Origin of the sequence: Bradyrhizobium sp. AUGA SZCCT0169 (genome assembly GCF_018130085.1) — a bacterium.
In the GTDB taxonomy this organism is placed as follows: Bacteria; Pseudomonadota; Alphaproteobacteria; order Rhizobiales; family Xanthobacteraceae; genus Bradyrhizobium.
This window is the reverse complement of the sequence record NZ_JAFCMC010000013.1, coordinates 34345-60592: the sequence shown is the minus strand read 5'-3', so window position 1 is coordinate 60592 and position 26248 is coordinate 34345. Positions and strand designations below refer to the sequence as shown.

General features: G+C 63.6%; 26 protein-coding genes. 7 read left to right on the top strand and 19 right to left on the bottom strand.

Annotated elements, in window-relative coordinates; all coding sequences use genetic code 11:
- Positions 1-49 precede the first annotated feature (49 nt).
- Positions 50-496 carry a cupin domain-containing protein gene (locus tag JQ609_RS16980; RefSeq protein WP_212274255.1) on the bottom strand — a complete coding sequence of 149 codons (447 nt, stop codon included), beginning with the start codon at positions 494-496 and terminating at the stop codon, positions 50-52.
- Entirely contained in the window at positions 496-1263 is a 768-nt protein-coding gene (gloB, locus tag JQ609_RS16975; RefSeq protein ID WP_212274254.1) for a hydroxyacylglutathione hydrolase, read from the bottom strand. Before gloB ends, JQ609_RS16980 begins: the two co-directional genes overlap by 1 nt.
- Before the next feature lie 209 nt (positions 1264-1472).
- Here gloB and JQ609_RS16970 point away from each other — a divergent pair, with 209 nt between their 5' ends.
- On the top strand, positions 1473-2216 hold the full coding sequence (locus tag JQ609_RS16970; RefSeq protein ID WP_212213815.1) for a methyltransferase domain-containing protein: 744 nt from the start codon (positions 1473-1475) through the stop codon (positions 2214-2216).
- A 63-nt stretch (positions 2217-2279) separates the two neighbouring features.
- Here JQ609_RS16970 and JQ609_RS16965 read toward each other — a convergent pair whose 3' ends face one another.
- The 5 genes from JQ609_RS16965 to JQ609_RS16945 form a co-directional block, all read right to left on the bottom strand.
- Positions 2280-3041 carry a DUF4167 domain-containing protein gene (locus JQ609_RS16965; RefSeq protein ID WP_212213818.1) on the bottom strand — a complete coding sequence of 254 codons (762 nt, stop codon included), beginning with the start codon at positions 3039-3041 and terminating at the stop codon, positions 2280-2282.
- Between the two features lie 530 nt (positions 3042-3571).
- Entirely contained in the window at positions 3572-4456 is an 885-nt protein-coding gene (prmC, locus tag JQ609_RS16960) for a peptide chain release factor N(5)-glutamine methyltransferase (protein WP_312014866.1), read from the bottom strand.
- Between the two features lie 193 nt (positions 4457-4649).
- Entirely contained in the window at positions 4650-5729 is a 1080-nt protein-coding gene (prfA, locus tag JQ609_RS16955) for a peptide chain release factor 1 (RefSeq protein WP_212274252.1), read from the bottom strand.
- Positions 5730-5783: 54 nt separating this feature from the next.
- Positions 5784-8051 (bottom strand): phosphoenolpyruvate--protein phosphotransferase, encoded by a 2268-nt coding sequence (gene ptsP / locus JQ609_RS16950; protein ID WP_212213828.1) that lies wholly within the window; start codon positions 8049-8051, stop codon positions 5784-5786.
- A 498-nt stretch (positions 8052-8549) separates the two neighbouring features.
- The gene (locus JQ609_RS16945; RefSeq protein WP_212274251.1) at positions 8550-9803 is read right to left on the bottom strand and encodes an aspartate kinase; all 1254 of its coding nucleotides are present in this window, start codon (positions 9801-9803) and stop codon (positions 8550-8552) included.
- A 188-nt stretch (positions 9804-9991) separates the two neighbouring features.
- On the opposite strand from JQ609_RS16945, the gene JQ609_RS16940 reads away from it, so the two are divergent.
- From JQ609_RS16940 to JQ609_RS16930, 3 genes are all read left to right on the top strand, one after another.
- The gene (locus JQ609_RS16940; RefSeq protein WP_212213834.1) at positions 9992-10459 is read left to right on the top strand and encodes a PH domain-containing protein; all 468 of its coding nucleotides are present in this window, start codon (positions 9992-9994) and stop codon (positions 10457-10459) included.
- Positions 10460-10475: 16 nt separating this feature from the next.
- A complete protein-coding gene (gene ubiG / locus JQ609_RS16935; RefSeq protein WP_212213837.1) occupies positions 10476-11234 on the top strand; it encodes a bifunctional 2-polyprenyl-6-hydroxyphenol methylase/3-demethylubiquinol 3-O-methyltransferase UbiG in 759 nt (252 codons plus the stop codon).
- 220 nt (positions 11235-11454) lie between these two features.
- Positions 11455-12354: a DMT family transporter gene (locus JQ609_RS16930; protein ID WP_212274250.1), complete on the top strand. Its 900-nt coding sequence runs from the start codon at positions 11455-11457 to the stop codon at positions 12352-12354.
- A 104-nt stretch (positions 12355-12458) separates the two neighbouring features.
- On the opposite strand, the gene JQ609_RS16925 is transcribed toward JQ609_RS16930, so the two are convergent.
- From JQ609_RS16925 to JQ609_RS16910, 4 genes are read right to left on the bottom strand one after another with little or no spacing between them, the layout of a single operon-like run.
- On the bottom strand, positions 12459-12938 hold the full coding sequence (locus tag JQ609_RS16925) for a DUF1178 family protein (protein WP_212274249.1): 480 nt from the start codon (positions 12936-12938) through the stop codon (positions 12459-12461).
- A complete protein-coding gene (locus JQ609_RS16920) occupies positions 12935-13813 on the bottom strand; it encodes a carbon-nitrogen hydrolase family protein (protein ID WP_212274248.1) in 879 nt (292 codons plus the stop codon). Before JQ609_RS16920 ends, JQ609_RS16925 begins: the two co-directional genes overlap by 4 nt.
- Complete coding sequence (gene grxC / locus JQ609_RS16915; RefSeq protein WP_212213849.1) at positions 13810-14085, bottom strand: glutaredoxin 3; 276 nt, start codon at positions 14083-14085, stop codon at positions 13810-13812. The genes JQ609_RS16920 and grxC overlap by 4 nt, the downstream gene beginning before the upstream one ends.
- Before the next feature lie 59 nt (positions 14086-14144).
- Positions 14145-14954 (bottom strand): ComF family protein, encoded by an 810-nt coding sequence (locus tag JQ609_RS16910; RefSeq protein ID WP_212274247.1) that lies wholly within the window; start codon positions 14952-14954, stop codon positions 14145-14147.
- 78 nt (positions 14955-15032) lie between these two features.
- Between JQ609_RS16910 and JQ609_RS16905 the strand changes: the two genes are divergently transcribed.
- Positions 15033-15875 (top strand): methyltransferase domain-containing protein, encoded by an 843-nt coding sequence (locus JQ609_RS16905; protein ID WP_212274329.1) that lies wholly within the window; start codon positions 15033-15035, stop codon positions 15873-15875.
- Positions 15876-15899: 24 nt separating this feature from the next.
- Here the strand turns inward: JQ609_RS16905 and JQ609_RS16900 are convergent, their stop codons facing one another.
- Positions 15900-16439, bottom strand: coding sequence for an ester cyclase (locus tag JQ609_RS16900; RefSeq protein ID WP_212274246.1), 540 nt, complete (start codon positions 16437-16439; stop codon positions 15900-15902).
- 48 nt (positions 16440-16487) lie between these two features.
- On the opposite strand from JQ609_RS16900, the gene JQ609_RS16895 reads away from it, so the two are divergent.
- Positions 16488-16955, top strand: coding sequence for a MarR family winged helix-turn-helix transcriptional regulator (locus JQ609_RS16895; RefSeq protein WP_249128108.1), 468 nt, complete (start codon positions 16488-16490; stop codon positions 16953-16955).
- A gap of 102 nt (positions 16956-17057) precedes the next feature.
- Here JQ609_RS16895 and JQ609_RS16890 read toward each other — a convergent pair whose 3' ends face one another.
- From JQ609_RS16890 to JQ609_RS16875, 4 genes are read right to left on the bottom strand one after another with little or no spacing between them, the layout of a single operon-like run.
- A complete protein-coding gene (locus tag JQ609_RS16890) occupies positions 17058-18047 on the bottom strand; it encodes a nitrilase-related carbon-nitrogen hydrolase (RefSeq protein WP_212274244.1) in 990 nt (329 codons plus the stop codon).
- 34 nt (positions 18048-18081) lie between these two features.
- A complete protein-coding gene (locus tag JQ609_RS16885) occupies positions 18082-18549 on the bottom strand; it encodes a carboxymuconolactone decarboxylase family protein (RefSeq protein ID WP_212274243.1) in 468 nt (155 codons plus the stop codon).
- 30 nt (positions 18550-18579) lie between these two features.
- A complete protein-coding gene (locus JQ609_RS16880) occupies positions 18580-19107 on the bottom strand; it encodes a YkgB family protein (RefSeq protein ID WP_212274242.1) in 528 nt (175 codons plus the stop codon).
- 59 nt (positions 19108-19166) lie between these two features.
- Positions 19167-19988, bottom strand: a complete 822-nt coding sequence (locus JQ609_RS16875) for an SDR family oxidoreductase (RefSeq protein WP_212274241.1) — start codon at positions 19986-19988, stop codon at positions 19167-19169.
- A gap of 125 nt (positions 19989-20113) precedes the next feature.
- On the opposite strand from JQ609_RS16875, the gene JQ609_RS16870 reads away from it, so the two are divergent.
- Positions 20114-21076, top strand: a complete 963-nt coding sequence (locus JQ609_RS16870; protein ID WP_212274240.1) for a LysR family transcriptional regulator — start codon at positions 20114-20116, stop codon at positions 21074-21076.
- A gap of 199 nt (positions 21077-21275) precedes the next feature.
- Here JQ609_RS16870 and JQ609_RS16865 read toward each other — a convergent pair whose 3' ends face one another.
- The 3 genes from JQ609_RS16865 to JQ609_RS16855 are packed head-to-tail and all read right to left on the bottom strand — an operon-like array spanning position 21276 to position 25819.
- Positions 21276-22553 carry a glycoside hydrolase family 130 protein gene (locus JQ609_RS16865; protein ID WP_249128092.1) on the bottom strand — a complete coding sequence of 426 codons (1278 nt, stop codon included), beginning with the start codon at positions 22551-22553 and terminating at the stop codon, positions 21276-21278.
- 51 nt (positions 22554-22604) lie between these two features.
- Positions 22605-24887, bottom strand: a complete 2283-nt coding sequence (locus JQ609_RS16860; RefSeq protein WP_212274238.1) for a glycosyltransferase family 4 protein — start codon at positions 24885-24887, stop codon at positions 22605-22607.
- A complete protein-coding gene (locus tag JQ609_RS16855; RefSeq protein WP_212274237.1) occupies positions 24884-25819 on the bottom strand; it encodes a class I mannose-6-phosphate isomerase in 936 nt (311 codons plus the stop codon). The genes JQ609_RS16860 and JQ609_RS16855 overlap by 4 nt, the downstream gene beginning before the upstream one ends.
- Positions 25820-26248: the final 429 nt, after the last annotated feature.

Here is a 26248-nt window from a genome sequence, read left to right as displayed (position 1 = left end):
CGATTGTAGCACAACCGTGGGCACGCTCCGCTTTGCCCACCCTACGAATTCACTCCGGCTCCCAATCCTTCGGCGCCATCTCGAATGTCGCAAAATCGAATCCCGGCGCCACGGTGCAGCCGACCAAGGTCCAGTCGCCGGTGCTCTCGGCGGCTTGCCACGTGTCGGGTGGCACGATCGCCTGCGGCTGCTCGCCGGCGGCGAGATTTGGGCCGAGCCTGAAACTCCACTCGCCGTCATCGTCGGCGATCTTCAACGTCAGCGCGCTGCCGGCGTAGTAATGCCAGACCTCGACGGCATCGATGCGATGCCAGTGCGAGCGCTCGCCGCGCGCCAGCAGGAAATAGATCGCGGTGGATCGCGAACGGCCGCTCGCATCGGTGCGGGAATCGCGAAACGTCTCGCGATAATGCCCACCCTCCGGATGCGGCTTCAGCGCGAGCCGCGCGATGATCTCGGCGGCACTTGTCTCGGCAGTACCTGCCGGGAGCGTCATCAGGACTTGTTCTTGCGTTCGCGCAACTCGCCGAACACGTCGGCGGCGTTGGCGCCCTTCATGTGCAGCTTGGCGGCGACCGACGGCTCGTCGGCGCGCAGGAACACGTTGGCCTTCTTTTCCTCGCCAAGCAGCGTCGGAATCGTCGGCTTGTTCTCCGCGCGCAACTTCGTCACTTCCGCGGCCCGCGCGACCAATGCGGCATTGTCGGGCTCGACCGTGAGCGCGAATTTGACGTTGGAGGCGGTATATTCGTGGCCGCAATAGAGTTTGAAATCATCCGGCAGCGCGCGCAGCTTCAATAGCGAATCCCACATCATGGGATAGTCGCCTTCGAACACCCGGCCGCATCCGATCGAGAACAACGTGTCGGCGGCGAACAGCGCTTTTTCGCTGTCGAACACATAGGAGATGTGGTCGAGCGTGTGGCCGGGCGTTTCCAGCACGCGCACCAGGAGGCTGCCGACCTTGATGACGTCGCCATGGGCGGCGCGCAGATCGACATTGGCGATCGCTGCGGATTTGTCGTGCGGGGCGACGACGCGGCAATTGTACTTCTGCTTCAGCTCACTGACGCCGCCGACATGGTCGTGGTGGTGATGGGTGATCAGAATATCCGTCAGCGTCCAGCCTTCGCGTTCCAGCGCCTTGAGGATGGGGCCGGCTTCCGGCGCGTCGATCGAGGCGGTCGCTTTGGTCGCGGGATCGTGGATCAGATAGCCGAAATTGTCGTTGAGGCAGGTAAAGGTGCGAATTTCCGAAGCCATGGTATCTCCACGAACAGTATGAGTGATTTCTTGCTTGAGCATGATCTCTTCGGAAAACCGGGGCCCGTCCCGCCATCGAAGTGCGGGGCGCGCCTTTCCCGATCAAGCTCTAACACGCCACATATGGGCAGGAAATATGGCGTTAACGCTCCTGCGGCAATGCAAATTTCCGCACCCCGCGGGGAACAGCGGCGTGATAGATTGAACCCATGACCATCGACGTCATCGACCTCCGCGATTTCTATTCGCGCCGCCTCGGCATCGTGGCCCGGCAGCTGATCAATCGCGGCATCCGGGCGCGATGGCCTGATGCGGATGGGCTGCGCGTGCTCGGGCTGGGTTATCCCACGCCCTATCTCGGCCTGTTTCGCGAAGATTCCGAACGCTGCATCGCGTTCATGCCGGCGGCGCAGGGCGTGCTGAAATGGCCGACGGCGCGGCCGGCGCTGGCGACCCTGATCGATGAATTCTCGATGCCGTTGCCGGACGCCGCCGTCGATCGCATCCTGCTGGTGCATGCGCTGGAAATGTCCGACGATCCGGAACGTTTGCTGCGCGAAGTGTGGCGTGTGCTGGCGCCGTCGGGGCGTTTGATTGCAGTGATTCCCAATCGCCGCGGCGTGTGGACCCGCACCGACAACACGCCGTTCGGCCATGGCCGGCCCTATTCGCGCGCGCAGATCACGCAATTGCTGCGGCAGACCTGGTTCACGCCGACGGCGTGGGGCGAGGCGCTGTTCCTGCCGCCGGTCGGCAAAGGCTGGTTCCTGCGTTCGGCGATGGCGTGGGAGCGCGTCGGCGCGGCGCTGTCGCTGCCGTTCGCCGGCGTGCACATCGTGGAGGCGACCAAGCAGGTCTACCGTGCGATTCCCGCGCACCGCGAACGCACGCGACTGATTCCGTCGCTGCAGCCGGTGCTGGTGCCATCCTCGACAACAGCAACGCGGGCATGAAAAAGGGCAGGCACGCTTGCGCGATGCCCACCCTTTGAAAACAGCAGATTGCGCTGACGCTAACTACTCATTCCCCGGATTGAAATCTTCGCTCGGGACCGGCGCGGCGGCTGCGCTGTCGGGACGCGGGCCGTGCGGCCGGCGGCGCCGGCGCGGGAAGCGTTCACCGCCACCATTGCCTTCGAAGGCGCCGGGCGCGGCGTTCACCTGCGGCTGCGGCCCGGTGATGAACGAGGGCAGACGATCGACGCCGCCGGTATCGGCAATCACCGGCTGCGGCTGGGGCTGCGGCTGATATTGCGGCTGCGGACGATGTTCGCGTTGCTCGCGATGATGCTCACGCGGCTGCTGGTCGCGGTCGCGCTGGAAGGGTTGCCCCTCACGCGGCTGGAAATCGCGCTGCTGATTGTTCTCGCGCGGCACGAACGGCTGTTGCTGCTGCGGCACGAAGCCCGGCTCCTGGCCGAAATGGTTGAAGTTCTCGCCCTCGTCCTCGTGCTCCTCGGGCGGCATTTCGTTTTCGGTGCGCGGCTGCGGCTGGTTCTGCCGGAATTGCTCCTGGGCGGCCGCGATCAGGCGGAAATAATGCTCGGCGTGCTGGTAGTAATTCTCGGCCGCAACCGGGTCGCCGGATGAGCGCGCATCACGCGCCAGCTGGACGTATTTCTCCGCAACGTGGGAGGCGGTGCCGCGAATCTTGATGTCGGGTCCGTTCGATTCGAACACCCGGGTCATCGGGTTTTGACCGCGCCGGTTATTATTATTGTTGTTATTATTGTTGTTATTCCGGTTACGCATCCGCTTGTTATTCTGACCGTTTCTCATGTCTTGCCTTTATTCCAGCCCTGAAGTTGCCGTTGCCGTCGTAGCCTCACCGGACCGGGCGCACGACTGTGCGCACCGATTCACGGTGTCGTTCAAATTCATGACGTCGATTTCGCCAACCCTCGCGTTCAACAAGGACGCGTTCCCCAACCGCCGGCGTTCACAGCCAGCCGGACCAAATTACTTAGCCTGCCAAAACCAGCCCAACAGAAACACGCCCGACCGAAACAAGCTCAACAGCCGCTGGAGCACAGGCTCTACGTAACTGTTTTGCGTGACTGTTTCTTGCGTAGGTCTTCAAGCGCAATATCAGGCTTTCGTTCGCTTTGCGGTCGAGAGCAGCACAGCTCAGGCTATTGCGCTCGATTGGACCTGCGTTTTGGAACCTTTCACTCGGCGGGCTCTCGTTTCGAGAATTCAGGCCCCCACCCGTTATTACGGGGGGCGGCAACCCTGGACCGATGTTGTGAGCGGAACGTAGTCGCTCCCGGGCAATATTCCAAGAGGTTTTTTTGCGTTCCAATAGGGCCTTATCGGGGCATTTTGCCGCCCGCGACCGCCCGCGGAATGCCCGCCAGATCGGCTTTGGGGACGCCTGCCGGGATTAGCCCCGCCGCCGCCATCAAGGCCTGGATTTGCCCGCTTTGGCCCTCCCCGGCCTCCACAACCAGGGCCGCGCCCGGCGCCAGGAGGGACGCGGCCTGCGGGATCAGCGCGCGGTAGGCATCCAGCCCGTCGGCGCCGCCATCGAGCGCCGCCGGCGGGTCGTATTCCCGGACATCGATGGCGAGACCGGCGATATCCACCGAGCGGATATAGGGCGGGTTCGACACGATCAGGTCGAACGACCCGGTCAATCCGGACGCGTAATCGCAGGCGATGAACGTCGTACGATCAGCGAGCCCTGCGATGGCGGCATTGGTATCGGCGGTCTGCAGGGCGGCTGGCGAAATGTCGGTGCCGAACCCATGCGCGTTCGGCAGCTCCGACAACAACGCCAGCAAGATCGCCCCGGAGCCGGTGCCGAGGTCGGCGATACGCAATTTGCGGCTGAGCGCGCCGCCGGCACGCAATAATTCCAGCGCCAGCTCGACCACCGTCTCGGTGTCGGGCCGCGGCACCAGTGTCGCGGCCGAGAGCTTTAGCGGCAGCCCCCAGAATTCCTTGTGGCCGAGAATACGCGCGACCGGCTCGCCGAGCAGGCGGCGATGCGCGAAATCTTCCAGCCGCAGTGATTGGTCTGCCGTAAGTTGCTGCTGCGCGGCCGTGATCAGGCCGGTGAGATCAAGGTCAAGCACCGCGCCGACAAGCAACCGCGCGTCGAGTTCGCCGGATTCGATCGCATTGGATTTGAAGCGTGCAGTGAGCGTGCGCCGCGCGGTCTCGACGGTTTGTCCGGCGAAGGAATCTGTCACCTGACGACCTCGCAAAAATCTATCCATCCGTCGTCCCTGCGAACGCAGGGACCCATACGCCGCGGCTTTTCGAGGCGGGCGGTCGTAGTTGACGTATCGCGCAACAACCAAGGCCGGTGGTTATCGGTCTCTGCGTTCGCAGGGACGACAGCGAGATTGTAGGAGCGCCTCAGCAAGAGCCGGAGCAGGGCACTCACGCCGCGGCGCCCTGGGCGGCGAGTTGGGCGGCCTGATGCTCGGTCGTCAGTGCGTCGATCAGTTCGCCCAGTGCTTCGCCCGCGATCACCTGCGGCAATTTATAGAGCGTCAGGTTGATGCGGTGATCGGTGACACGGCCTTGCGGGAAATTATAGGTGCGGATGCGCTCGGAGCGGTCGCCGGAGCCGACTTTCTCGCGGCGGTCGGCCGAGCGCGCCGCATTGATGCGCTGCTGTTCGGCGTCATAGATGCGCGAGCGCAGGATGTTCATCGCCGAGGCGCGGTTTTTGTGCTGCGAGCGGCTGTCCTGCATCATGACCACGATGCCGGTCGGGATGTGGGTGATGCGGATCGCGGATTCGGTCTTGTTGACGTGTTGGCCGCCGGCGCCCTGTGCGCGCATGGTCTCGATCCGCAAGTCCTCGTTCTTGATGTCGACATCGACATCCTCGACCTCGGGCAAGACAGCAACGGTTGCCGCCGAGGTGTGGATGCGGCCCTGCGTCTCGGTGTCGGGCACGCGCTGCACGCGGTGCGCGCCGGATTCGAATTTCAGTTTGGCGAACGCGCCGCGGCCCTGCACTTCGGCGATGATTTCCTTGTAGCCGCCCATGGTGCCCTCGCTGGCGGAGATCACCTCGACCTTCCAGCCCTGCAGCGCGGCAAAACGCTCATACATCCGAAACAGGTCGCCGGCGAACAGCGAGGCTTCGTCGCCGCCGGTGCCGGCGCGGATTTCCAGCATCACGTTGCGGTCGTCCATCGCGTCTTTCGGCAACAGCGCGACGCGGATCTTCTGCTCGAGTTCGCCAACGCGCGTCTGCAGCGTTTCGAGCTCGGCTTCCGCCATGCCGCGCATGTCAGGATCGGCGGCGGAATCCGCCAGCAACGTCTCGGTGTCGGTTATTTCGCCGCGCGCTGCGCGATAGGCCTTGACGGCATCGATCAGCGGATTGAGCTCGGCGAGCTCGCGCGTGATCTGGACGTATTTCTCCGAGCTCAATTGGCCGAGCAGCTCCGCCTCGAGCGAAGCGTGATGGGCGAGCAGGATATCGAGTTTGGCTTCGGGTAACATGTCGGAGTTCTCAATGGCGCAAAGGGAAGGGGGCGTTGTCGGGGCAGAGCCTCGCTACAACGACAACCCTTCGGCTTCCGCGAATTCCGTCAGTTTCTGCCGGATCGAGACGCTGCCGGCCGGCGCTTCGAGCAGCGGCATCATGACGGCCTCGGCCTTCCTGGCATCGAGATCGAGGATCAGCGCTTTCACCGGGCCATGCGCGGTCGCCGACAGCGACAGCGAGCGGTAACCAAGCGCGATCAGCGCCAGCGCGCCGAGCGGTTTTGACGCCATCTCGCCGCACAGCGAGGCGCTTTTCTTTGCCGCATCGGCCTTGCGCACGATGTCGCGCAAGGCCCTCAAGATCGGCGCCGACATGGTGTCGAACCGTTCGGAGACCTTGGCATTGCCGCGGTCGACCGCGAACATGAACTGGAACAAATCGTTCGATCCGATCGAGATGAAATCGACCTTCTTCAGGAGTTCGTCCATCTGGTAAAGCAGCGCCGGCACTTCGACCATGGTGCCGACGTCGATGCGTTCCGGCAGCGCGTGGCCGTGCTGACGCAGATAGGTCAGCTCGCGCTCGACGATGGCCTTGGCCTGATCGAACTCCGCGACTTCCGAAATCATCGGGAACATGATCTTCAGCGCGCGGCCGCCGCCGGCGCGCAATAGCGCGCGAATCTGGCCGCGCAGCAGGCCGGGCCGGTCGAGCCCGAGCCGGATCGCGCGCCAGCCGAGCGCGGGATTTTCCTCGATCACGGTTTCCATATAGGGCAGCGCCTTGTCGCCGCCGATGTCGAGCGTGCGGAACGTGACCGGTTTCGATCCCGCCGCGTCCAGCACCGTGCGATACAGCGCGAGCTGGTCAGAGGTGCGCGGCAGACTTTGGCCGACCATGAACTGCAGCTCGGTGCGGAAGAGGCCGATGCCGGCGCTGCCGGTGTCGTCGATATGCGGCAGGTCGATGACGAGGCCGGCATTGATCATCAGCTCGATCTTCTGGCCGTCCCTGGTCACGCAGGGCTTGTCGCGCAGCGCCGAATATTGCGCCTGCCGACGCGCGCGGAATCTTACCCGCTCGGCATAGGCCGATTCGATCTCGGCCGAAGGGCGCACATAGATCGAGCCCGAGGTGCCATCGACGATGATGGCGTCGCCGGGATCGGCGAGCCCCGGCGCGTTGGGGATTTCGCCGACCGCGGGAATGCCGAGCGCGCGCGCCACGATCGAGACGTGCGAATTGGCGGTGCCTTCCTCCAGCACGAGGCCGCGCAGGCGCTTGCGGTCATAGTCGAGCAGGGCGGCCGGGCCCATCGCGCGCGCGATCAGGATCGCATTGTCGGGCAGCTGTTCGCGTGACGGCGCGTGGTCCTGGCCGACCAATTGCCGCATCAGGCGGTGGCCGAGGTCTTCGAGGTCGTGCAGGCGGTCGCGCAAATAGGGATCGGTCGAACGCAGCATGCGCGCGCGGGTGTCGGACTGCACGCGCTCGACGGCGGCTTCCGCGGTGAGGCCGGTGGCGACCGCCTCGTGCAGCTTGTGCGACCAGCCATGGTCGTTGGCGAACATGCGGTAGGCTTCCAGCACCTCGCGGTGCTCGCCGCCCTCGGCGACGTCGCCGCGCTCCAGCATGCGGTCGAGATCGGCGCGCAGCTTGGTCAGCGCCGCGTCCAGCTTCTTGATTTCCTTCGGCAGGTCTTCGGCAATGTAATTGGTGATGACGACGCGCGGCTCGTGCAGCACGACGTGGCCGAGCGCGATGCCGTCGGACAGGATCGCGCCGGCCTTGTGCATGGAATGCCGCGCGGCGGGTTCCGCGCCGGGCTGCGCCAGCGCCGCCAGCTCGCCGGAGGCGATCATCTCGGCGAGCACCATCGCGGTGGTCTGCAGCGCCTCGACCTCTTCCTCGACGTAAGTGCGCTTGGCGCGATTCTGCACCACCAGCACGCCGAGCGTGTTGCCGGCGCGCAGGATCGGCACGCCGAGGAACGAATGATAGATTTCTTCGCCGGTTTCCGGGCGGAACGAGAACGCCGGGTGGGTTTGCGCGTCGGAGAGGTTGAGCGGGGTGGCCTCGCTGGCGACCAGGCCGACCAGGCCCTCATGCGCGCTCAGAACCGTTCTATGGACGGCGTCGCGGTTCAGACCCTCGGTGGCGTAGAGTTCGAGCGTGTTATCGACGCGCAGCACGTAGGTCGAGCACACCTCGGCCACCATGTTGGCCGCGATCAGGACCACAATCTTGTCCAGCCGCTCCTGAGCGGAGACCTGCTCCGCCATGGTTTCGCGGAGCCGTCTCAACAAGACGCGGGGGCCTCCCGACGTGCTCCGCATCTGCCAAAATCCTCCCCCGCGAGACCAGCGTGCCGGGTGGCCGGGCACTGGCGTAAAACTCAACAATAGCAACAATTTTATTCATTCGGCGCCGCCGCAAGCCGCCACCAAAACCATCGTTCCCGGCCGAATCGGGATCGCCAAACTGTGGCACAGTTTGCGGCAGCGCACCTGTCAGGCCGTATAGCCAATCGAGGCTTGCTTTGCCAAGCAAAACGCCTGCCAGTAGCAATAACGTCTGTGTCAGGCCAATGCTGCGGTAGCTAAGAGAAAATCTAACTCCGCACGGTGGCTGCTTGAGCGGGACCGTTCCGATCACGATTCGCGCTCTATCCCCGCGTCATTCCGGGGCGCGCCCTCTTGGCGCGAGCCCGGAAGCCATTGGGCTGCGGACCTCGTGGTGAGATGGATTCCGGGCTCGTGCTACGCACGCCCTCAGGTGCACAATTGCGCACCGGGGCATGACGAGGAAGGGTCATCCGCCGCCGTAACGTCGCCCTACGCCTGGTCGAGCCCATAGAGCGTGTGCAGCGTGCGCACCGCAAGCTCGGTATAGGCGGCGTCGATCAGCACCGAGAACTTGATCTCGGAGGTGGTGATGGCGCGGATATTGATATTTCGCGCGGCAAGTGCGGTGAACGCCTGGGCGGCGACGCCGGCATGGCTGCGCATGCCGCTGCCGATCACCGACACCTTGGCGACGTCGGTGGCACTGTCCAGCCGCTTGTAGCCGATCTTGTCCTTGGCCGCGGTGATGGTGTCCCTGGCGCGGGTATAGTCGGAGGCCGGCACCGTGAAGGTCAGGTCGGTGGTCTTGCCGTCCTCGGAGACGTTCTGCACGATCATGTCGACATTGATGTTGGCGTCCGCGAGCGGTCCGAAGATCGCGGCGGCAACGCCCGGCTTGTCCTCGATCTGGCGCACGGAAATCTGGGCTTCGTCCTTGGAGAAGGCGATGCCGGTGACGACGTGGTTTTCCATGATTTCCTCCTCGCTGCAGATCAGCGTGCCCGGCGGCGTGGCGTGCGGGTCGATATCCTCGGGCTTGTCGAAGCTGGAACGGACGAAAACCGGCATACTATGCACCATGCCGAGTTCCACCGAGCGCACCTGCAGGACCTTGGCGCCCTGGGAGGCCAGTTCCAGCATGTCCTCGAAGGCGATCTTGTCGAGCCGCCGCGCCTTGGGAACCACGCGCGGGTCGGTGGTATAGACGCCGTCGACGTCGGTGTAGATGTCGCAGCGATCGGCATGGATGGCGGCGGCGATCGCCACCGCCGAGGTGTCCGAACCGCCGCGCCCCAGCGTGGTGATTCGGCCCGTCTGCGGGTTGATGCCCTGGAAGCCGGCGATGACGGCGACTTCCTTGCGGTCCTTGAAACGGTTGATGATCTCGGTGCCGTCGATGTCGAGGATCCGCGCCGAGGCGTGCGCGTCCGAGGTCCGGATCGGGATTTGCCAGCCCTGCCAAGAGCGGGCCTGAATGCCGAGCGCCTGCAGCGCGATCGCCAGCAGTCCGGACGTGACCTGTTCGCCGGAGGCGACCACCGCGTCATATTCGCGGGCGTCGTGCATCGGCGAGGCGTCGCGGCACCAGTCCACCAGTTCGTTGGTCTTGCCGGACATCGCCGACACCACCACGGCGACGTCGTGTCCGGCATCGACTTCGCGCTTGACGTGACGCGCGACGTTGCGGATTCGGTCGATATTGGCGACGGATGTACCGCCGAATTTCATCACGAGGCGGCCCATGACGACGCGTGCATTCCCTGTGAGGATAAGTATGGTGGCCCGCACGAAAATGGAGCGTCCGGGCCGAAAGCGGCGTATACATAGCGGCGCGTCCCGGGGCAAGCATCCGGGTGCATTTTCGGTCTAAAATGGCGCAAAATGCTGTGGTAGCGGGTTAATTCAGGTCAGGCGCAATTTAGGTCAGGTGGATGGGGCGTTATATCGACGATATCCTGCAGCCCGATGAGAAGGTGCTGTATTCCAGCAATGCGCACTGGATTTTCTTCCTGCCGGCGATTGTGGGCTGGGTCGTGGCGATTGCGCTCTTCGTGGCCTCGGGTCTGGTCCCGCCGGGACCCCTGGCGCTGGTCTGCATGTCGCTCGCGGCGATCGTCGCGATTTTCGCGGCGTACAAGACCGTGACCGCCTGGTTCCACCGCTGGATCACCGAGATCGACGTCACCAATCTGCGCGTCGTCCACAAGACCGGATTCATCCAGCGGAAGACGTTCGAGATGAGTCTCGACAAGGTCGAGAGCGTCGACGTCAACCAGAGCATCCTTGGCCGCCTGTTCAACTACGGCGACGTGGAGATCTTCGGCGTCGGAGAAGGCGGCAAGATCATCAAAATGATTGCCTCGCCGCTGGAATTCCGCAATGCCATCACCGCGCGATAGGAGCGGCGCGCCATCCATGGCCATGCAAACAAATCACGCCGGCGCATCGGGGAGCACGGTCGACCCGGCCGAAGTCGCAAAATTCTCAAAACTGTCGGACGAGTGGTGGGACCCCAAGGGCAAGATGGCCCCGCTGCACAAGATCAATCCGCTGCGGCTGACCTATATCCGCGACGCCGCCTGCCGCAAGTTCGAGCGCAATGTCAAAAGCCTGAATTGCCTGGGCGGCCTGCGCATCCTCGATATCGGCTGCGGCGCCGGCCTCTTGTGCGAGCCGTTCACGCGGCTGGGCGCGCAGGTGATCGGGATCGATCCCTCCGCGACCAACATCGCCGCCGCCAAGCTGCACGCCGACAAGGGCCATCTGTCGATCGACTACCGCTGCACCACGGCCGAGGAGATGGACGTGCGCGAGCGCTTCGACATCGTGCTGGCGATGGAAGTGGTCGAGCACGTCACTGACGTGGGCGTCTTCCTCGACCGCTGCGCGGCGATGCTCAAGCCGGGCGGGATGATGGTGCTCTCGACGCTGAACCGCAACTGGAAGAGCTTCGCGCTGGCGATCGTCGGCGCCGAATATGTGCTGCGCTGGCTGCCGCGCGGCACCCATGAGTGGAACAAGTTCGTCACCCCCGACGAACTCGCGCAGCACCTCGCCAACAACCGCCTCGCCATCACCGAACAGGCCGGCGTGGTCTATAGTCCGCTCGCCGACAAATGGAGCATCTCGTCCGACATGGACGTGAACTACATGGTGGTCGCCGAGGAGATGTAGATGCGCGTCATTGCCGGGCTTGACCCGGCAATCCATACTCTTCGAAGATGATGGATACGCGGGTCAAGCCCGCGTATGACAACCGAATTTGTTGGCCCCTTACTCAACTCTCCCGCAGCGCAGCTAAGACTCGGATCACACGCAATCCTGTCATGCGCCGTTTCGGTTGACCCCGTGCGCCGCGACCGGCACGGTGCGGCACCCTTCCGCCGGTATTTTCATGTTCACGATTGCCTCGCTCTGGATTCCCTTCACCATCATTGCAGCCCTCGGCCAGGTCGCGCGCAATGCGATGCAGCGGTCGCTGACGGGGCCGCTCGGGACCTGGGGCGCGACCAATATCCGTTTCCTGTTCGGCTTCCCGTTCTCGATCATCTTCTTCACGGTCGTGATCGCCGTGACCGGCGACCCCATCCCGTGGCCGACCGCCGCGTTCTGGCCGTGGCTGTTGCTCGGCGCGCTCAGCCAAATTGTCGCTACGGGCCTGATGTTGCTGGCGATGAACGACCGCTCGTTCGTGGTGACGACGGCGTACCTCAAGACCGAGGCGATCCAGACCGCGATCTTCGGCTTCATCTTCCTCAGCGATCATCTCACCGTGCTGAAAGTGGTCGCGATCCTGATCGCGACCATCGGCGTTGTCATCACCGCGCTGCGGCCGGGTGGTGAAAAGGGCTTTGCCGAGTTAAAGCCGACCATCATCGGCCTGGTCGCCGCCGGCTGCTTTGCGCTGTCGGCGATCGGCTTTCGCGGCGCCATCATCACGGTGCCTGACGTTTCCTTCGTCACGGCGGCGTCCTACACGCTGGTGTTCGGCCTGTTCGTGCAAACGCTGGTGCTGACGGTCTATCTGCTGTTCCGCGCGCCCGACGTGCTCCGAAAGATCCTGGGCTTATGGAGGCCCTCGATGCTGGCGGGCTTCATGGGCGCATTCGCGTCGCAATTCTGGTTTCTGGCGTTTGCGCTGACGGCGGCCGCCAATGTCCGCACGCTGGCGCTGGTCGAGGTGCTGTTCGCGCAAGCCGTGGCGTATTATTCGTTCAAGCAGCCTATGTCGGCGCGGGAATTGTCGGGGATTGTTTTGATCGTGGCGGGGGTGGCGCTGCTGGTGGCGGCGTAGCTACCGTCATTGCGAGCGAAGCGAAGCAATCCATCGAGCAGCGAAGTAAGTGTGGATTGCTTCGCTACGCTCGCAATGACGGAAAAATAGTTACAGAAAGCGCGTCAATTCCGATCGTCCGGCAGCACCGGCAGCGGCGAGACCTCAACGCCTTCGTCGATCAGGGCGCGGGCTTCGTCGGGTGACGCCTCGCCATAGATCGGGCGGTGCTCGATATCGCCGTAATGCATCTTGCGCGCTTCGTTGGGAAAGCGCTCGCCGACATTATCGGCGTTCTTGGTGATGTGATCGCGCAATTCCTTGATCTTGGCGCGCAGCTCGAGCTCCTGCGCCATCAACAGCGGCGTGGCCTCGGTGGGCGCACCTTCCGGGCCTGCGACTTCCGCAGCGGGCACGCGACGCGAATCTTCACGGCCCTTCTTGCTGACGACCTGCGGGGCCATGATGGCGCGCTCGACCTTGACCGAGCCGCACGACGGACAGCTCACCAGCCTGCGCTTTTCCTGGCTCTCATAGGCCGTCGAGCTCTGAAACCAGCTTTCGAAAGCATGGCCCCGCTCGCAGCGCAGGTTGTAGCGGATCATGCCGAGCCCCGGACCAGATGCAGATGTTCCGGGCCGGCCTTGGGATCGGCGATGCCGAAGCGCCGGCCGTGCTGCAGCGACGGCACGGTTTTGCGCGCGGTCTCGACCCTTGAGGTGTCAATTTCGGCCAGGAACACGCCGGGCTCGGCGCCGCCCTCGGCGAGGATCTCGCCCCAGGGCGCGATGATCAGTGAGTGTCCGTAGGTCTCGCGCTTGTTCTCATGCATGCCGCATTGCGCGGCGGCGAACACGAAGCAGCCGGTCTCGATGGCGCGGGCGCGCAGCAGGATATGCCAATGCGCCTCGCCGGTCTTTTTGGTGAAGGCGGACGGCACTGACAGGAACGACGCGCCGCTTTCGGCGAGCGCGCGGTAGAGCGCCGGAAAGCGCACGTCGTAGCAGATCGTGAGCCCGATCCGGCCCCACGGCAGGTCCGAGATCACGGCGGTTTCGCCCGGCTGGTAATTGGCGGACTCGCGGTAGCTCTCGCCGCCGGGCAGGTCGATGTCGAACATATGGATCTTGTCGTAGCTGGCGAGCAGATTGCCGTCGGGCCCGATCAGGAACGAACGGTTGACCGCGCGTTCCGGCGAGAAGCGCAGCGCCAGCGAGCCGACATGCAGATGGACCTTCAGCTCCGCCGCCAGCGCGCGATAAGCCTTCAGCGACTTGTCGTCCTCTTCGCTCGCCAGATGCTCGAACAGCGCCTTGCGGTTCAGCTGCATCATGTTGCTCACCTCAGGGGTTTGCACATAATCAGCGCCCTGCGCCACAGCTTCCCGGATCAGCTTCATGCCCTGCTCGAGGCTCGGCTCCGGCAGCAGGGACGTGCGCATCTGCACCATCGCGGCGGTGAAGGTCGTGGCAGCGCTCATGACGAGGCCTTTTCTCCCGCCAGCAATGCATCGAGCCTGCCCGCGCGGTCCAGCGCGTAAAGCTCGTCGCAGCCACCGACATGGGTTGCGCCGATGAAGATTTGCGGAAACGTCGCGCCGGCGCCGGCCCGATCGTACATCTGTTCGCGATAGGAAGGGTCGTTGGATACGCTGAGTTCGGTAAACGCGGCATTCTTGCGCGTCAGCAGCGATTTGGCCGCGGTGCAGTAACCGCAGCCCGGGCGGGTGTAGATTTCAACGGCAGCGGTCATGGAGCGCTCTGGTTCGCAAGTTCCGGAAATGGCAAGTCTTTGGATTACAAGTCTTTGAATTATATGGGAGCCCGGTGGGTGTCCACAACCCGCGCGAATACCAGCACGTCGACCTGCGCGGCCTTGGCGCGCAATAAGGCACGGGCGCAGGCGTCGGTCGTGGCGCCGGAGGTCAGGACGTCGTCGATCAGGACCACGCGGCGGCCCTGGATGTCGGCGCTGCGGTCGGGGGCGACCTTGAACGCGCCCTGCACGTTGCTGGCCCGCTGCGAGCGCGACAGCCCGATCTGCTGTTCGGTTGCCCGGACCCGCCGGAGTGCCTCGCAGGCCAGTTTGACCCCGGTTTGACGCGAAATCACCCGCGCCAGCGCGCCGGACTGGTTGTAGCGGCGGCTCCAGCCACGCCGCCAATGCAGGGGAACCGGGACCAGCACGTCGGCCTCGTCGAGCAATTCCTGGCCCGCGCGGGCCATCCAGCGCCCCATCGCGGGCGCCAGATCGGTGCGGTCCTGATATTTCAGCGAATGGACCAGCGTGCGCGCGACATCGTCGTAGCGCACGGCAGCGCGGGCGCGCTGGTAGGCCGGCGGATTGGCAATCGCCTCCATCGACAGCAAATCGGGCCCGGGGTCGTACACAAAGGGAATGCCGAGCCGCGGGCAGTAGGGCGGTTCGATGAACGACAATTTGGCCCAGCATTCGGCGCAGACACCCTCGCCATCGACCGGCTCGCGGCAGGACACGCACAGCGATGGCAGCGCAATGTCGAGCGCCAGCCTTGGAATATGCGCGAACACCGCGCGGCACGCGCTCAACGCGCCGCGCAAATGGCCGGAAATGGAGCGTGGTGGTGATGCCTCGGCGTCCATGGGGTGAGGCTAGCGCTGCTGAACAAACTGCTCAAGCACCGGATTGCCAGAGACTGGGCGATCGGCGTACCAACCGGCATGTCCTCGCACCCGACCACCGCACCCATCCTGTTCGACCGCGCGCTGTTGCGCGCCCGGCAGGATCGTGCGCAGCGCCTTGGGCCAGCGACGTTCCTGCTCGATCGCGTCACCGAGGACATGGAAGAGCGGCTGGCGGCGGTGATGCGGAATTTCTCCGACGCCACCGAAATCTGGACGCCGTGCGAGCTGCTGCGCAAGCCGCTGGCCGATCGTTTCAAATCCATCACCCGGATCGATCCGGATGAAACGGAAACGCTGCGGCTCGCGCCGGAATCGCTTGATCTCGCGGTGTCCGCGCTGGCCTTTCAATTCGTCAACGATCTACCTGGCGTGCTGGCGCAAATCAGGCGCGCGCTGCGGCCGGATGGATTGCTGCTGGCGACGATGATCGGCGGCGATACGCTGACCGAACTGCGGCAGTCGTTTGCGGCGGCGGAGGCGGAATGCGAGGGCGGGGTGTCACCGCGCGTCGCACCCTTTGCCGATCTGCGCGATGTCGGTGCGCTGTTGCAGCGCGCGGGCTTTGCGCTGCCGGTCACCGACGTCGATCGCCTCATAGTGCGCTACGACAGCGCGTTGGCGCTGATGGCCGATCTGAGAAGGATGGGCGCGACCAATATTCTGGTCGAGCGCCGGCGGGTGCCGACCCGCCGCGCCACGCTGCTGCGGATGGCAGAGATCTACGGCGAACGCTTTGCCGATTCGGACGGCCGCATCCGCGCCACCTTCGACGTGATCTGGTTGTCCGGCTGGGCGCCGCATGAGAGCCAGCCCAAACCGCTGCGGCCGGGTTCGGCGAAAGCGAGCCTGGAGGCGGCGGTGAAGGGGAAGACGAAGTAGAATTGTGATTCGTGGTCCGTCTGGTCAGGCTGCGATGGAGGACAGCATCAGCGTCGAAATCACCCCCGCAAGCAGGCCGACGCCCGCCGCAAACCACACACGGTATCCGGCAAGCCACATCAGCATGAGATGCCTGGCAGGAAATGCGCCGATCTGGGTCAGGATCGTCAGCATGTCGGAGCAGATCCATTCCTCGGCGATCTTGCCATCGGCAATGCGGTACAGTTCGTAGCTTTGGTAATCGACGCGCTTTCCGGTCGGCTGATTTCCCAGGAACTCGCCGGTGTGCGTTCCGGTAAAGCGAAGACGCACCGCCACCTTGTCGTCGGCCGCAAACATGTCCTGCGTTTCGATCTGAATGTCGGGAAAAGCGTTGAAGAAGGCTTCCAAATTCCTGCGCCATATGCGCCGGCCGCGCATTTGATGCGGCACCCCGGCCAAGTTAATGATGAAGTCCGGCGACAGGAACTCGGCGGCAGCCGCAAGGTCCCTGCGGGTCAAGGCGGCGAAGGCGTCACGCATCAATGCGATATTTTCCTGGGAAGCGGTATTGGTGGCGAGCACGACAGGACTCCAAATGACAATCGAATTGGTATAGAGCACATCGTGAATATGGTACACAATGTATATAATACATCACTTTGCCGCGACGTGCTGTCGCAGCTGTTTCTGGTCACAACGCTCATGTCGGCGGATATGCAGCGCGGCCTGGCCGAGCGCGGCCTGACGCAAACAAGGGCGCAAGTGTTGTGGGTGCTGGGTGGGGCCGAGCGGATGACGCAGGCGGAATTGGCCGCGGAACTGAAGGTCACGCCGCGTAACGTAACCACGCTCATCGATGCGCTTGAGGAGACCGGTTTTGTCCGTCGCACGGCACACCCGACGGATCGGCGTGCTGCCGTCATTGTTCTGACGGCGAAAGGGCAAAAATCCTTCGCAAGATTGCAATCGGAGACGACCGAGTTTGCCAAACTGCTGTTCGGCAACCTGTCCGAACGCGATCTGAAGACATTCCAGGGGATACTTCACGACGTCGGTACGAAGCTGACCGAACTGGCAAAGGACACTGGCGGCCGGTAGCGCCACCAATCGCTGCGGCCGGGCTCTGCGAAAGCGAGTCTGGAGGCGGCGGTGAAGCGGACGCCAAATGTCCGCCCTCGGCGCCAGGTGGCAAACCGGTCCTCATGCGGCGTCGGAGATATTCCCGCCAACGGCGCGCGATCCCTCGATCTTCGGGTGTCCCGCGCGCTCGTGAGCGTGGGCCGTCGGCGTCCGGTCGATCAGCAGGCTAAGCAGTTCAGGACGGCTGTAGTGGCCGCGCGCGTCCATCAGTCGCTTGCGGGCGTCGATCTGCGCGAAGTCCAGATCCGCGATCACCGCGCCTTCGCCGGCCTTGAGCGGTTCGCCGATGATCTGACCATCGGGGCCGATGATCGCCGTGAAGCAGCCGCCGGAAATCGGCCCGACAGGACCGCCGGTATCTTTTGCAATCTGCGCCTGCTGCTCGGCATCGAGCCACCCTGTGGCGCTGACAACGAAGCAGCCCGATTCGAGCGCGTGCTGGCGAACATTGATTTCGGTCTGCTGCGCGAACAGGGGACCGAAGATCGACCCGGGATACATCGCCGAGTGGATCTGCTCGCCGTCGGCCATCAGCGCATAACGCGCCAAGGGAAGATAGTGCTCCCAGCAGGCGAGCTGTCCGATGCGCCCGACGGCGCTGTCGACGGCGCGCAGCCCCGAGCCGTCGCCCTGGCCCCAGATCATCCGCTCGTGATAGGTCGGCGTGATCTTGCGGCGGCGCTGGACCAGCGTGCCGTCGGCGTCGAACAGCAGCTGGGTGTTGTAGATCGTGCCGCCGTCGCGTTCATTGACGCCGATCGAGACCACCATGCCAGCCTCTCGCGCCGCCTCGCCGATCGCATCGGTCTCGGCGGACGGGATCGTCACCGACTGCTCGAGCAGACGCTGATGCTCCTTGCCGAGGGCATAGGCCGGCTGCACGAAGGAGAAATACGGGTAATAGGGAATGATGGTTTCGGGGAAGGTCGCGAACCGGACACCCTGCTTGCCGAGTTCGCGGATCTTCCTGATGACCTTCTCCACGGTCCCTTCGCGGCTGTACAACACGGGGCTGATCTGCACGGCGGCGGCTCTGACGATGACGCTCATGTTGCTGGTCCTTCTGTTCTGACTTGTTCGCGGACTATGCCGCCTTCAAACTCTCGATTGCTGCCTGCGGCGTGTTGCGAAAGCTGATGGCCAGACGGTTGTAGGCGTTCATCAGGCCGATCGCGATCGTGAGGTCGACGAGCTCCCGCTCCTCGAACACGGCGCGGGCGGCCTGATACGCGTCATCCGGCACGCCGGTATCCGCGACACGGGTCACCGTCTCGGCCCATGCCAGCGCGGCGCGTTCGCGCTCATCGAACAAATTGCCGGCTTCCGCCCAGGCCTGCAGCAGCGCGAGCTTCTCGATCTTCTGCCCCTTCTTGAGCAGGTCGCGCGTGTGCATGTCGAGGCAATAGGCGCAGTTGTTGATCTGGGAAATCCGCAAGTAGACCAGGTCGACCAGAGTGGAGGAAAGGCCGCTCTGCATGACGTAGCCATAGACGCCGCCCAGCGCTTTCACGCCTGCCGGTGCAACCTGGCTGTAGTCCAATCGCTTGCTCATGTTCTTGCTCCATCTTGTTTGGAAGGTTGATCACTTGCGAACCAGGGTCTTCAGCGAGTCGACGAACACCCAGAAGGAGGCGGCGAACAGGCCGACATCTTTCAGGAGGAACTGACCCGGCGCGACCGAGATCGCGGGGAAGCCGAGCTCGGGCACGACGACGCCGGGCGTCGAGATCATGAAGCTCAGGGTCGTGACGAAGAGCCCGGCCGAGAGCAGGCCGCCGGCCGCGGAAAAGATCGGGCTCGCCAATCTGAGGGCGATCAAGAGCCCGATGCTGAGCTCTACAAAACCGAGGAAGGTGGAGAAACCGCGGACCGAAAGCAGGGCATAGAACCAGCCGACGAGCGGACTGTTCTCCACCAGCGGCACCAGCCCGTTGGCCTCGTATTCGGTAAACTTCATCCCGCCGAACCAGGCGTAGATGACCGCGAGCGAAACATAGAGCCCGGCGCGGCTGACCGGCTCGGCGTAGGCGAGCAGGTGTTCGGCATGATCACGCCAGCGGACAAATGGGCTTAGTGCCGGGGTCGGAAGCTGAGTTGCAATGTATGACATGGTGAACTCCGTTGTCAGGGTGCTGCTGGTTTCAATTCAATGTTCGGCTGAACTTGTTGCTAGGCGCTGATGCGCTCGTGGTTGCGCAGGTTGTAGCGGGGGGCCGCGATGGCGCTCGAAATCTTGTCCGACATCGCGCGGCGCGCCGCCTCATAACGATCCCATTCCGCCTGGTTGGGCAGCGACGGGATGGTCACGGTCTCGCCAAGGTCGAGGCCCGCGAGGGCAGCGTCGACCAGGTCGTTGGCCGACATCACCATCTGCTGCGGCAAATGATGAACCGGCATGCCGGCGACATCCCAGAATTCGGTGGCCGTCGCGCCCGGCAGCACCGCCTGCACGCGGACGCCCTTGCCCGTGAGCTCGTGAACCAGCGAGTGGTTGAACGCGAGCACGAACGCTTTGGTGCCGCCATAGACACCGTTCAGCACCTCCGGCGCGATCGCGACGATCGATGAAATGTTGATGATCGTGCCGTTGCCGCGGGCAACAAATCCCGGCGCCGCCGCATAGGTCAGCCGCGTCAGCGCGGTGACGTTCAGGCTGATCATGTCCTCCATCTTGTCGATGTCGGAGGAGACCAGCGGCCCCGTGGCGCCGACGCCCGCATTGTTGACGAGCATGGAGATGCCGGCGTTGGTCCGCAGGATGTCCCCGACGCGCCCAAGATCCGCAGCGACGGTGAGATCGGCTTCGACCGTCTCGACGTTGCGGCCGGTATCGCCGGCGATCCGGCGCGCCAGGGAGGCGAGCCGATCCTTGTTGCGGGCGACCAGAATGAGGTCATGGCCGCGCTTGGCCAGCCGGTCGGCGTAGATGGCGCCGATGCCCGTCGATGCGCCGGTGATGAGGGCGATGCCTTTGGTTTGGATCGAAGTCATGTCGGTCTCCTGGAATTCGGGGTTGGGGGTCAGTCCGTTGCTGTGCGGTCGTAACTAGACCCTTCCGAAAATGATTGGTATCTGGTAAAATTGAGAAACACCCTTCCACAAAATGGAAACATCCAATGGACCGCTTCGAAGCCATGTCGGTGGTGCTGGCGGTTGCCGAGGCCGGCAGTTTGTCGGCGGCGGCGCGCCGGCAGAAAACGCCGCTCGCAACGGTCAGCCGGAAAGTCTCCGAGCTCGAAGCGCACCTGCAGACCAAGCTGTTCAACCGCTCGAGCCGTGCGCTCGTGCCGACGGATGCGGGCCGCTCCTACATCGCCGCAGCGAAGCGGATTCTCGCCGATGTGGCGGAAGCCGAACGCGCCGCCTCCGGCGAGTACACGACGCCGCGCGGCGATCTCTGCGTATCGGCGCCGGTCGCCCTCGGCCGCCTGTATCTGCAACCGGTCCTGGCGGAGTTTCTGGCGACATTTCCGGAGGTCGACGTCCAGCTCTCCTTGCAGGACCGCGCGGCCAATCTGCTGGAGGAGCACGTCGATGTTGCCCTTCGCATCGGCGCCCTTACCCACGGCACCTTTGCCGACAGCAGTCTGATCGCAGTCCGGATCGGAGAAATTCGGCGCGTGATGTGCGCGAGCCCCGCCTACCTGAAATCCCGCGGGACGCCCAAATCGCCCGAAGACCTGTCGCGGCACGACTGCATCAGCTATCCGCCGCTTCAATCGCCATCGTCGTGGAGGTTCAGCCGGGACAAGGCTGAATACGTCGTGCCCGTGCGGTCGCGGCTCGTCGTAAGCAACCTCGAGTCGGCCTGCGATGCCGCGCGTGCCGGCATTGGAATCACCGAAGCGTTTTCCTACCACGTCGCCGAAGCGATCAAATCGGGAGATCTCACGCCGCTGCTTCAAGATTTTCAGCCGCCACCGCAGCCCGTTGGCTTTGTCTACTCGCCAAATCGCTTCATGCCGGTCAAATTGCGCGCTTTCCTTGACTTCATGATACCGCACCTCAGGGCGCGGCTCGGCGACCCGCCGAAACGCGCCGCGCCGCGCGGGCGAACGGGGTCAGCGCCAGCGGGTTGAGGAGCGGTTCAATCTTCGTTGCGCGAGCGCTTGGCCAATCGCGACGGCCGGATCCAGGCCGCCTTCGACGTGATCGGGCTGTCCGGCTGGGCACCGCATGAAATCCAGCCAAAACCGAGCTAGGCCCGGCGGAAGTCTCGAGGCAGCGGTAAAGCCGACGTTGAAGTAGGCCCCCCGTACGAACAGCTTCTCCGCACCATCAGGACATTGCTTGCAGCAGGGCTGCGATCTTGATGGTCGCAAAGTTGGAGTATGTGTCGGATATGGCGTAGGGCAAAATGATCTGGTCGTTGTGGCGCATCGCGCCGCAGGTATAGACCACGTTGGGAACATAGCCTTCACGCTCGGACGCCTCCGGATGCAGCAAAGGTTCGCTTGCGCGCGCCAGCACCTTGGATGGGTCTTTCTTGTCGAGCAGGGCCGCGCCGATCGAATATTTCCGGACCGGCCCGACGCCGTGGGTGAGCAACAACCACCCTTCATCCAGTTCGATCGGTGACCCGCAGTTTCCGATCTGCACGAACTCCCAGGGAAATTGCGGCTTCAGGATCGCCTGACCGCCGTCCCACCGGTGCAAATCGTCCGAATAGATCAGATAAAGATTCTCGTTGTCCTGGCGCGCGATCATGGCGTATTTGCCCTCGATCCTGCGCGGGAACAGCGCCATGCCCTTGTTGTGCGCGGCCGTCCCTTGCAGCGGCGACATTCGAAAGGACTGAAAGTCACTGGTCTCGATCAACTCGGATCGGATCGCCCTGCCGCTATAGGCGGTATAGGTGGCATAGTAGGTTTTGCGGCCGCCATCGCTGAACTCGACAAACCGGGCGTCTTCAATACCGTTCGACTGGGAATCCGTGATCGGAAAGATGACACGCTCGCTGAGTTCCTCGTGCGGATTGAACGTCAATTCTACCTCGTCGCCATGTGGACCGGCTGCGCGGAGCTTGATCCGGGGGCTGGAAGCGAGACGGGCCGTTGGATCGACAGTCAGGCTGCCATCGGCTGCGACCGTGCCGGTGCGAAACGTCAGTGACGATACATGGCCCTCGCCGACGGCGCGAAGGCTGAGAACAAAGCGCAAGCCGCCGGTCGGGGCGTCCGATTGGTCAGGGTGCGGCACGATGCTGGGATTGAACAGCGCCGAGGCTTCGAACGAATATTCGTTCAGAAAATAAGCGCCGATCAACTGGCGCTGAATCTTGGAAAACGCGCCGTGAGCCGCCAGCGCCTGTTCCATGACGTCGGCTCGGGCCTCGAACGTCTCCAGCAGGTTGCGATGCCGGCCCTGAAAGTTTTCCAGCACGTCGGCCAGCAGATGGGCTGCGACCTTCGGGTCGAGTGCAAGGACGCGCTCGACGATATGATTGGCGCGGGTCTTGTCGGTCGGGTTGAGATCGCGTGGCTCAGTCGCGGGCTTGAACGGGCGTACAATCACGCGCGCGGGGTCGGGGCGCAGATAGAGCGCCTGCCGATTCATGAAGGAGGCTTGCGACAAGATGTCCTCGGTTCGCTGGAGGGAAAAATGTACTCAGGCGCCGATGGCGCGAAGCGCCGCGGGCGGTGTCACGCTGACGTTGACGCGCGCCAGCTGACGAATATCGGCAAGACCGAGCAGATAGGACACGACCGACTCGCCGCCGCGGTTTTCGTTGGCGCGGTCGGGATGCAGTCCATCCCGGCAACTGCCGGTCTCGGGATCGACCAGGGCGATCGACAAATCGTTGCGGCCGAGAAACCAGGCGAAAACGTTGCTTGCGATTGTCTTCCATTCCGCGTCGCCCTCCGCGCGCCACGCGGTCAGGCAGGCCGCGATCGTCGCCGCTGCCTCTACCGGCTGCTGGTCGAACGCGCGCGGCGGTTGGCGCCGTTCGCCAAAGCCGGTGGTGCCGACGGGACGGAAATGTCCCGTCGAAGCCGTTTGTTGTGTCATCAGCCAACGCAGGGATCGCAATCCGGCAGCGAGGTAATCGGGACTTTGCGTGGCCATGCCTGTCAGCATCAAGGCTTGCGGCAGGCGCGCGTTGTCATACGCCAGGCCTTCCTCGAACCAGGTCCAGTCCGGCGTCTCGACCGACGCGAGCCCCGCCATCAACCTGTCGGCGAGAAAATGTCGGATTTCCCGGGCGCGCGCATCATCGCGAACAACGGCGCAATAGCCGTCCAGACCCAGCAGGGTGAAAGCCAATGCGCGGGGCGAACTGAAGGCCTCGACGGCCGGCAATGACTCGGCAAACAAGGCGGCGGCCCATCGGCGTCGCGACGGGCTTGCGTCCCTGCGCGCGCACTCACCCAGCGCCCATAATGTTCGCCCATGACTGTCTTCGGAGCCGCGATCTTCGAGCCAGGTTCGATTGAAGCCCATGAAATTGCGAAAGCGTTTGGTGTCCGGATTCCACGCATGCTGCACGAAGGCGGCAAACCGGGCGGTCAAAACTTCGGACAAGCGCGTTTCGCCCGGATTGTTAAGCGCGCACGCCAGCAGCAAGGCGCGGGCATTGTCATCCACGCAATAGCCGTGGGCGCGATCGGGCACCGAATGCACCGCATGCTGGAACAGGCCGGTATCGTCGCACATGGAAAGAAAATGATCCAATTGCATGTCCGACGCCGCAGGACTGTGCGCGATCGCGACCGGCCCGGTACGCGCCACCACCTTGAGCCAGTCACCATGGCGCGCATGTTCGAAGGTGGCCATGTAACGTTCGGCCGTACGTTCCCATGTCATCGATCGGCTGATGGTGTAGGCGCGCTCGCGCATTGCCTGCCGACGCGGGGCATTGGTGAGCAATTGCGCAATTTCCTTGCCGATCGCGACCGCGTTGCCGAAGGGAACGATGACGCCACGGCCGTCATCCAGCAGCTCCAGCGCGTGCCAATACGGCGTCGACACCACCGGCTTGCCCAATCCGAAGCTGTAGGCCAGCGTCCCCGACGTCATCTGCGCCTCGTTGAGATAGGGCGTGACGTAGACATCGCACATCGAAATGAACTCTAACAATGTTGCCTGATCGACGAACTGGTCGAGGAAGACGACATGGTTCTCGACGCCAAGTTCGCGCACGCGCGTCATCAGGCTCTCGCGATAGGCTTCGCCCTGGTCGCGCACCAGATTTGGATGCGTCGCGCCGAGCACGACATAGACTGCGTCCGCGCGACGCTCCAGGATCAAGGGCATGGCGTCGATCATGACCTCGATGCCCTTGCTGGGGGAGAGCAGGCCGAACGTCAGAATGACGGAGCGGTCGCTGAATCCGAGTTTGGCCTTTGCCGCGTCGGGCTCGACAAACGGAAAGTCGGGAATGCCGTGCGCGATCACCTCGATCTTGTTGTCGGGTACGCGATAAACGCTGCGCAGCATCTCGCGGCCCTTGTTGGCCATCACGATGATCTTCGAAGAAGCATCGACGATGCGCTCCATGACCGCACGCTGGGCGGCGGTCGGCTTGGCCAGCACCGTGTGCAGCGTCGTGATGACAGGCATGCTGAGGCGTGAAAGCAGCTCGAGGATGTGCCCGCCGGCTTCGCCGCCGAAGATTCCGAATTCATGTTGCAGGCAGACGACGTCGAACCGGCCGGCATTCAAGAACGCCGCGGCACGCACATAATCTTCAATGGTGTCATCCTTGATCTGCAAGGCAACCGAAGCGGGATAGTCGTAGGCTTGTCCGTGGTCGTTCATTGCGACAATGCTGACCTCCAGATCCGGCCGTGAACTGGAAAGCGCGCGTTCCAGATCGGTCGTGAAGGTGGCGATACCGCAACGGCGGGGCAGTGAATTTCCGATGATGGCGATGCGGCGAAGCGGCGTCATGTTCGCGGCTCCTTGGCGCCTTCAAACTGCGGAACAGCAGGAGCAGTCGGATTGGCAGCATTGCCCGGCGTTTCACCAAGCCGTTGCAACAGGGAATCGATCGGCCGGCTCGCCGGATACGCGATCAAGGCACTCAATCCATGGCTGCCGACCTCGATGCTGGTGCGGCCGCCGGCAACGAAGACGGCTTCCCCGATCGAGGCCGCGGCCAGTCCAATGGCGGCGTGACCGCCGAGAACGAGAATCCAGGTTTCCGATTCGGCAACCAGCGCCCAGCTTGAACCCTCGGGGAGTTCAACGCGCTCGAGAACGAAATGCCGGCTGGCGACGAGGACCGTTCGGTCCGCGGTAAGGCGGGTCGGATTGCAGGGCGTTCGAAGCGGCCATGGGTGAGCGACCGCGACCCCGTCGTCTTCGTGCAATTCGCGCTGCCGGCCATAGTCGAACAGGCGGAATGTCGCGTCACTGCGCTGCTGAATTTCTGCGAGCACAATACCGGCGCCGATGGCGTGGATGGTGCCGGCCGGGATGTAGATGACGTCGTCTTTCGCAACCGGTCGCCAGTGCATCAGTTCGGCGATCGACCCGTCCTGGATGGACGCACGCAATTGCTGTGGCGTTACCTGGTGCTTTAGTCCAGCGCCGATCTGTGCGTCGGGCTGGGCCGAAAGGATATACCACGCTTCGCTCTTGCCGTTCGGCATCCCCATCGCGCGCGCGAAAGTGTCGTCCGGATGAACCTGGATCGACAAGGGTTCGCTGGTGAACAGCAGCTTGAGAAGCAAGGCCGGGGTAGGCGCATCCTTGTCGGCCCGCTCGAACCACAGCTCGCCGATCGCGTCACCAGAGCCGTCAATAGTGCTCCAGGGGTGCAGATCACGGGCCCCCCAGGGCTTGTGGACGATCCGCACGGCGGCATGTTCGGTAGGCATAGGATGTCCTGACCCATGACGCGCACGTCAGGGCGACGTGCCGTTGGCCGCTATCGTCGTTAGGATTTGGCATGGCTAAGGCGTCGCGTATCCGGACTTAATGCGGATCGGACGCTGCGTGTTCCTTAGGTGGCTACTCCATCACGCGATTACAACCTGCCGCGGCCTGTTTACTCTCCTTCTCCTCAACCGGGGGCGGTCGCGAAACGCAGCATCGATTGCCGCAAGACGCTGTCAATGCGTCTAACAAGGGAACCGGCACCGTTAGGATTGGTCGAGTGTCGATGGGGCGCCAGACTTCGGTCCCCAGGAGGGACGAGGTCCGGTCCATGCCGGGAGAGCATCCCATTCGGCCCATCGCATGCGACGCTCCTCATTTCCAACCCTGACAAAGACGAAGGCAGCGTCATCGCTGCCTGTTTTTGATCC

Coding starts and splice junctions, on each gene's coding strand:
- JQ609_RS16875 (WP_212274241.1), bottom strand. CDS start 19,988: ATGACTTCGATCCAAACCAAAGGCATCGCCCTCATCACCGGCGCATCG.
- JQ609_RS16910 (WP_212274247.1), bottom strand. CDS start 14,954: ATGGACGCCGAGGCATCACCACCACGCTCCATTTCCGGCCATTTGCGC.
- JQ609_RS16930 (WP_212274250.1), top strand. CDS start 11,455: ATGTTCACGATTGCCTCGCTCTGGATTCCCTTCACCATCATTGCAGCC.
- JQ609_RS16920 (WP_212274248.1), bottom strand. CDS start 13,813: ATGAGCGCTGCCACGACCTTCACCGCCGCGATGGTGCAGATGCGCACG.
- prfA (WP_212274252.1), bottom strand. CDS start 5,729: ATGTTACCCGAAGCCAAACTCGATATCCTGCTCGCCCATCACGCTTCG.
- JQ609_RS16880 (WP_212274242.1), bottom strand. CDS start 19,107: ATGTCATACATTGCAACTCAGCTTCCGACCCCGGCACTAAGCCCATTT.
- JQ609_RS16895 (WP_249128108.1), top strand. CDS start 16,488: ATGGTACACAATGTATATAATACATCACTTTGCCGCGACGTGCTGTCG.
- gloB (WP_212274254.1), bottom strand. CDS start 1,263: ATGGCTTCGGAAATTCGCACCTTTACCTGCCTCAACGACAATTTCGGC.
- JQ609_RS16980 (WP_212274255.1), bottom strand. CDS start 496: ATGACGCTCCCGGCAGGTACTGCCGAGACAAGTGCCGCCGAGATCATC.
- JQ609_RS16965 (WP_212213818.1), bottom strand. CDS start 3,041: ATGAGAAACGGTCAGAATAACAAGCGGATGCGTAACCGGAATAACAAC.
- JQ609_RS16970 (WP_212213815.1), top strand. CDS start 1,473: ATGACCATCGACGTCATCGACCTCCGCGATTTCTATTCGCGCCGCCTC.
- JQ609_RS16870 (WP_212274240.1), top strand. CDS start 20,114: ATGGACCGCTTCGAAGCCATGTCGGTGGTGCTGGCGGTTGCCGAGGCC.
- JQ609_RS16885 (WP_212274243.1), bottom strand. CDS start 18,549: ATGAGCAAGCGATTGGACTACAGCCAGGTTGCACCGGCAGGCGTGAAA.
- ubiG (WP_212213837.1), top strand. CDS start 10,476: ATGGCCATGCAAACAAATCACGCCGGCGCATCGGGGAGCACGGTCGAC.
- JQ609_RS16925 (WP_212274249.1), bottom strand. CDS start 12,938: ATGATCCGCTACAACCTGCGCTGCGAGCGGGGCCATGCTTTCGAAAGC.
- JQ609_RS16945 (WP_212274251.1), bottom strand. CDS start 9,803: ATGGGCCGCCTCGTGATGAAATTCGGCGGTACATCCGTCGCCAATATC.
- JQ609_RS16940 (WP_212213834.1), top strand. CDS start 9,992: ATGGGGCGTTATATCGACGATATCCTGCAGCCCGATGAGAAGGTGCTG.
- grxC (WP_212213849.1), bottom strand. CDS start 14,085: ATGACCGCTGCCGTTGAAATCTACACCCGCCCGGGCTGCGGTTACTGC.
- JQ609_RS16890 (WP_212274244.1), bottom strand. CDS start 18,047: ATGAGCGTCATCGTCAGAGCCGCCGCCGTGCAGATCAGCCCCGTGTTG.
- JQ609_RS16905 (WP_212274329.1), top strand. CDS start 15,033: ATGTCCTCGCACCCGACCACCGCACCCATCCTGTTCGACCGCGCGCTG.
- ptsP (WP_212213828.1), bottom strand. CDS start 8,051: ATGCGGAGCACGTCGGGAGGCCCCCGCGTCTTGTTGAGACGGCTCCGC.
- JQ609_RS16860 (WP_212274238.1), bottom strand. CDS start 24,887: ATGACGCCGCTTCGCCGCATCGCCATCATCGGAAATTCACTGCCCCGC.
- JQ609_RS16865 (WP_249128092.1), bottom strand. CDS start 22,553: ATGAATCGGCAGGCGCTCTATCTGCGCCCCGACCCCGCGCGCGTGATT.
- JQ609_RS16855 (WP_212274237.1), bottom strand. CDS start 25,819: ATGCCTACCGAACATGCCGCCGTGCGGATCGTCCACAAGCCCTGGGGG.